The sequence below is a fragment of the Lysinibacillus sphaericus genome (assembly GCF_006864135.1).
In the GTDB taxonomy this organism is placed as follows: domain Bacteria; phylum Bacillota; class Bacilli; order Bacillales_A; family Planococcaceae; genus Lysinibacillus.
In genome coordinates, this window is sequence record NZ_SADV01000061.1 from 1 (window position 1) to 667 (window position 667).

Below are 667 nucleotides of genomic sequence, written 5' to 3' on the forward strand. Positions count from 1 at the left end.
AGTCTAGTGATGATGGCAAAGAGGTCACACCCGTTCCCATACCGAACACGGAAGTTAAGCTCTTTAGCGCCGATGGTAGTTGGGGGCTTCCCCCTGTGAGAGTAGGACGTCGCTAGGCTATATGATAAAATTATTCCGAAGTAGCTCAGTTGGTAGTAGCACCTGACTGTTAATCAGGTTGTCGCAGGTTCGAGTCCTGCCTTCGGAGCCATTCTTGGAGAGTTGTCCGAGTGGCCGAAGGAGCACGATTGGAAATCGTGTAGGCGGTTAACACTGTCTCAAGGGTTCAAATCCCTTACTCTCCGCCAGCACTTTAAGGATTTTTCATCCCAAACGATGGCCCCTTGGTCAAGTGGTTAAGACACCGCCCTTTCACGGCGGTAACACGGGTTCGAATCCCGTAGGGGTCACCATTTAATACCCAGATGGAGGATTAGCTCAGCTGGGAGAGCATCTGCCTTACAAGCAGAGGGTCGGCGGTTCGAGCCCGTCATCCTCCACCATTATTTAAATAAATCACCTTATTATCGCGGGGTGGAGCAGTGGTAGCTCGTCGGGCTCATAACCCGAAGGTCGTTGGTTCAAATCCGGCCCCCGCAACCAAAATGGTCCCGTGGTGTAGCGGTTAACATGCCTGCCTGTCACGCAGGAGATCGCCGGTTCGATC

The 667-nt window shown here is 52.6% G+C and carries 5 tRNA genes and 1 rRNA gene; all 6 read left to right on the plus strand.

Going from position 1 to position 667, the window contains the following annotated elements:
* Positions 1 to 2: 2 nt before the first annotated feature.
* The 6 genes from rrf to C7Y47_RS24685 all read left to right on the plus strand — a co-directional run bounded on the left by rrf (position 3) and on the right by C7Y47_RS24685 (position 603).
* Positions 3 to 118 (plus strand): 5S ribosomal RNA (gene rrf, locus C7Y47_RS24660).
* Positions 119 to 134: 16 nt separating this feature from the next.
* Positions 135 to 211 (plus strand) — tRNA-Asn (locus C7Y47_RS24665).
* A 5-nt stretch (positions 212 to 216) separates the two neighbouring features.
* A tRNA-Ser gene (locus tag C7Y47_RS24670) sits at positions 217 to 308 on the plus strand.
* Between the two features lie 30 nt (positions 309 to 338).
* Positions 339 to 413, plus strand: a tRNA-Glu gene (locus C7Y47_RS24675).
* Positions 414 to 427: 14 nt separating this feature from the next.
* A tRNA-Val gene (locus C7Y47_RS24680) sits at positions 428 to 503 on the plus strand.
* 25 nt (positions 504 to 528) lie between these two features.
* Positions 529 to 603, plus strand: a tRNA-Met gene (locus C7Y47_RS24685).
* Positions 604 to 667: the final 64 nt, after the last annotated feature.